This is a genomic window from Actinophytocola sp., from assembly GCF_036555685.1.
Taxonomy (GTDB): domain Bacteria; phylum Actinomycetota; class Actinomycetes; order Mycobacteriales; family Pseudonocardiaceae; genus Actinophytocola.
Genome location: NZ_DATBKY010000061.1, coordinates 1 through 4488 on the forward strand (window position 1 = coordinate 1; position 4488 = coordinate 4488).

At 73.1% G+C, this 4488-nt stretch carries 5 protein-coding genes; all 5 read left to right on the top strand.

From position 1 onward, the window contains the following. The coding region (locus tag VH969_RS06740) for a tetratricopeptide repeat protein (RefSeq protein WP_331972063.1) at positions 1-324 on the top strand (324 nt) is incomplete at its 5' end. Then, entirely contained in the window at positions 324-1325 is a 1002-nt protein-coding gene (locus tag VH969_RS06745; RefSeq protein WP_331972066.1) for a PP2C family protein-serine/threonine phosphatase, read from the top strand. The genes VH969_RS06740 and VH969_RS06745, both read left to right, overlap by 1 nt. Continuing rightward, positions 1322-2656: a vWA domain-containing protein gene (locus VH969_RS06750; protein ID WP_331972068.1), complete on the top strand. Its 1335-nt coding sequence runs from the start codon at positions 1322-1324 to the stop codon at positions 2654-2656. The genes VH969_RS06745 and VH969_RS06750 overlap by 4 nt, the downstream gene beginning before the upstream one ends. A 9-nt stretch (positions 2657-2665) precedes the next feature. After that, positions 2666-3376, top strand: coding sequence for an FHA domain-containing protein (locus VH969_RS06755; RefSeq protein WP_331972070.1), 711 nt, complete (start codon positions 2666-2668; stop codon positions 3374-3376). A gap of 46 nt (positions 3377-3422) precedes the next feature. Next, on the top strand, positions 3423-4488 hold a 1066-nt coding region (locus tag VH969_RS06760), incomplete at its 3' end, for a DEAD/DEAH box helicase (protein WP_331972072.1).

A 4488-nucleotide genomic window follows, 5' to 3' on the forward strand; every position in this document is an offset into this window, starting at 1 on the left:
GTCCGGGCCCGCACCCGGGTGCCGTCGGCGGCGGACCTCGCCGAGGACGACCTGGTCTCGGCGGGCAAGCAGCTCACCGACCTGGAGCTGGACGCCGAACGGCGCGCGCACGCGTCCAGCGAGGTGCTGGGCACCGCGCTGCAATGGGTGCTGGCCGGGCGGGGCGGCACGGGCACGGTGCTGGGCAGCGCGCTGACGGAGGACGACCTGCGGTCCGGTCTCGAGCACTGCTACCGGACGCTGGCCAGGCACGCGGACAACACGAGGGAGCGCATCGCATTGGTGGACACGGCCAACCGGATCCGGCCCAGGACGTGGGTGTGATGACCTGTCCCAACTGCGGCGAGCCCGTCGGGGCGAAGGACAGATTCTGTGAGAGCTGCGGCGCGAACCTGCGCGTGGTCCGTACCCCGGTCGGCGGGCCGCTCGGCGCGGCCGAGCCGGGCGAGCCGTGCGTGGCGTGCGGTGGCACGCACGTCGGCGCGGACGGGTTCTGCGAGGACTGCGGGCGCGCGCAGCCGGCCGGCCGGGACCGGATGGAGAGCGATCTCGGCCCGGTCGCGGGCATCAGCGACAAGGGCAGGCGCCGAGCACGCAACGAGGACTCGATGGCGTTCGGGACGGCCGGCGGCGACACGCCGGCCGTCGTCGCGGTGGTGTGTGACGGCGTGGCCACGTCCGACCGCGCGGACAACGCCTCCCAGCTGGCCGTCGACGCGGCGTCCGACGTGCTGCTCGACGCCGTGCTCGAGGGCAAGGACGCCGAGGACGCGACGCGGGCGGCCGTGGCCAAGGCGGTCGACGTGGTCGCCGGGCTCGCCGACCCGTCCGTGCAGCGCACGGCCCCGTCGTGCACGTTCGTGTCGGCCGTCGTCACGCCGGGAGAGGTGACCGTCGGCTGGGTCGGCGACAGCCGGGCGTACTGGCTCGCCGCCGACGGCGCGCGCCGGCTCACCATCGACGACACCGTCGCCGCCGAGCTCGTCGCCGAGGGCATGAGCGAGGAGGCCGCGATGGCCGTGCATCAGGCGCACGCGCTGTCGAAGTGGATCGGCGCGGACGCCGGCGACATCGAGCCGCGCATGCTGACCTTCACGCCCGCCGGTCCCGGCCTGGTGCTGCTGTGCAGCGACGGGCTGTGGAACTACCTGCCGGAGCCGCAGGCACTGGTCGAGGCGCTGCCCGGCCCGCCGGACGGGGTGGACCTACAGGCGGCCGCGAGCGAGCTCACGCACGTCGCGCTCGAGCTCGGCGGCCACGACAACATCACCACGGTGCTGGTGCCGTTCCCCCCGAAACTCGAGTCCGCAGGGAGTCAACCATGACCGGAGCACCCGACTTCGCGGTCGAGGTCTACCAGAACGAGTACCTGTCGGTCGGCGCCACCGAGGTCAACGCGATCGTCACGGTGACCGCCTCCGGTGCCGGCGGGCCGGCCGCGGCGGCCGGCCCGGCGGGCTCGGCCGCCGAGGTGATCATCATCGACACCTCCGGCTCGATGCACGTGCCGCGCACCAAGCTGTCCTCGGCGAAGCAGGCCACGGCCGCGGCGATCGACACGCTGCGCGACGGCGTCGCGTTCGCGGTGATCGCCGGGACCGACCAGGCGCAGCTGGTCTACCCGTACCGGCACGGCCTGGAAGTGGCCAACGACCAGACGCGTGCGGAGGCCAAGCAGGCGGTCACGAAGCTGTCGGCCAACGGCGGCACCGCGATCGGCAGGTGGCTGCACCTCGCCGACAGCGTGTTCGCCACCCAGGAAAGCTCGATGCGGCACGCGATCCTGCTGACCGACGGGCAGAACATGCACGAGACGCCACGGCAGCTGGCCCGCACCATCCACGAGGTGACCGGCCACTTCGTCTGCGACGCGCGCGGGGTGGGCACCGACTGGGAGGTCAAGGAGCTGCGCCAGGTCGCGGACGCGCTGCTCGGCACCGTCGACATCGTCGCCGAGCCGGAGGGGCTGGAGGCCGACTTCCGCGCGATGGCGGCCTCGGCGATGAACAAGGCGGTGGCCGACGTCTCGCTGCGGCTGTGGACCCCGCAGGGCGCCACGATCAAGTTCGTCAAGCAGGTCGAGCCGACGCTGGCCGACCTCACCGGCCGGCGCACCGACGTGCCGCCCCGCAGCGGCGACTACCCGACCGGCTCGTGGGGCTCGGAGACGCGCGACTACCACGTGTGCGTGCAGGTGCCGGCCGCCGCGACGGGCGAGAAGATGCTGGCCGGGCGGGTGAGCCTGGTGCTGCCCGGGCCGGACGGCTCGGAGACCGTCGTCGGCAAGGGCAACATCGTGGCCGTGTGGACCGAGGACACGGCGCTGTCCACGCGGATCAACCGGGAGGTCGCGCACTACACGGGTCAGGCCGAGCTCGCCGACGCGATCCAGGAGGGGCTCGAGGCACGCAAGGCGGGCGACGTGGAGACCGCGACCGCGAAGCTCGGGCGCGCGGTGCAGCTCGCCACGGAGACCGGCCACTCCGACACCGCGAAGCTGCTCGCGAAGGTCGTCGACGTCGAGGACGCCAAGACCGGAACGGTGCGGCTCAAGCGCAAGGTCGCGGCCGTCGACGAGATGACCCTGGACACCCGGTCCAGCAAGACGATGCGGGTGCGCCGCAAGGCCGAGCCCGCCGAGCCCACCGAGAGCTAGCGAGGTCCCATGCCGACGTGCCCGGCCGGCCACGACTCCGCCGACGACGAGTTCTGCGACGTCTGCGGCCGCGAGATCGGTGGCGCCCCGCCCGCGGACCCCGCGGCCGCGGCTCCGGCGGCACCCGCCGCGCCCGACCTGCCGCCGGCGGGCGCGACCTGCCAGGCCTGCGGGGCGCCGCTCGCGGGCCGCTTCTGCGAGGCGTGCGGCCACGACTCGCTGACCGCTCCCCCGCCGAAGGCGACGCCCGAGGCGGCACCCGATCCCGAGGCCGTGCCGTCCGTCGAACCGGTGCCCGCCGTCCGGATGCCGGCGGCCACCCCGTGGACGGCGACGGTCAGCGCCGACCGCGCCTACTTCGACCAGGTGATGGCCGCCGAGGGCCCGGACGCGGCCGGCATCCGGTTCCCGCCGTTCTGCCCGGACCGGCACTTTCCCCTGCAGGGCGAGCAGGTCAGCATCGGCCGGCAGAGCCGCAGCCGCGGCATCCAGCCGGACATCGACCTGATCGGCCCGCCCGAGGACCCGGGCGTCTCGCACCTGCACGCGCTGCTGGTCAGCGGCCCGGACGGCTGGTCGGTGGTGGATCTCGACTCGGCGAACGGCCTGTCCGTCAACGACGAGTCCACGCCGCTGTCGCCCAACACGCCCCGCCCCCTCGCCGACGGGGACCGCGTGTACCTGGGCGCGTGGACCAAGATCACCCTGCGCCGCGCCTGACCTCGCCGCCGGCCCCGAGCGCGGATCAGGCACGATCGAAGGCACCATGACACTCATCGAGGCCCCGCTCATCCGCGCACTGCCGGCCGACCCCGACCCGGACTCCTTGTTCGACGCGTTCAGCGCCTGGGCGCAGGAGCAGGGCCTGTCGCTCTACCCCGCGCAGCAGGAGGCGATGATCGAGATCGTCTCCGGGTCGAACGTGATCCTCTCGACGCCCACCGGGTCCGGCAAGAGCATGGTCGCCACCGGCGCGCACTTCGCGGCGCTCGCCGGCGGGCAGCGCACCTTCTACACTGCGCCGATCAAGGCGCTGGTCTCCGAGAAGTTCTTCGCACTGTGCGACATCTTCGGCGCGGCCAACGTCGGCATGCTGACCGGCGACTCCAGCGTCAACCCGGCCGCGCCGATCATCTGCTGCACCGCCGAGATCCTCGCCAACATCGCGCTCCGCGAGGGCGCGGCCGCCGACGTCGGCCAGGTCGTCATGGACGAGTTCCACTTCTACGCCGAGCCCGACCGCGGCTGGGCGTGGCAGGTGCCGATCCTCGAGCTGCCGAAGGCGCAGTTCCTGCTCATGTCCGCCACGCTCGGCGACGTCAGCTTCTTCGAGAAGGACCTCACCCGGCGCACCGGCCGCCCGACCGCGGTCGTCACCTCCGCGCAGCGCCCGGTCCCGCTGTTCTACTCGTTCCGGCTCACCCCGTTGCACGAGACGATCGAGGAGCTGCTCACCACCAACCAGGCGCCGATCTACGTCGTCCACTTCACCCAGGCGGCCGCGCTGGAACGCGCGCAGGCGCTGATGAGCATCAACGTCTGCACCCGCGCGGAGAAGGACGAGATCGCCCGGCTGATCGGCAGCTTCCGCTTCACCGCCGGGTTCGGCAAGACCCTCTCCCGGCTCGTGCGCCACGGCATCGGCGTGCACCACGCGGGCATGCTGCCCAAGTACCGGCGGCTGGTGGAGCAGCTCGCCCAGGCCGGGCTGCTCAAGGTCATCTGCGGCACCGACACCCTCGGCGTCGGCATCAACGTGCCGATCCGCACCGTCGTCTTCAGCGCGCTGTCCAAGTACGACGGCACCCGCACGCGGCTTCTCCAGGTGCGCG

What these genes read in the sequence shown, in the direction of transcription:
- VH969_RS06745 (WP_331972066.1), top strand. Translation starts at nt 324, where the DNA reads ATGACCTGTCCCAACTGCGGCGAGCCCGTCGGGGCGAAGGACAGATTC.
- VH969_RS06755 (WP_331972070.1), top strand. Translation starts at nt 2,666, where the DNA reads ATGCCGACGTGCCCGGCCGGCCACGACTCCGCCGACGACGAGTTCTGC.
- VH969_RS06750 (WP_331972068.1), top strand. Translation starts at nt 1,322, where the DNA reads ATGACCGGAGCACCCGACTTCGCGGTCGAGGTCTACCAGAACGAGTAC.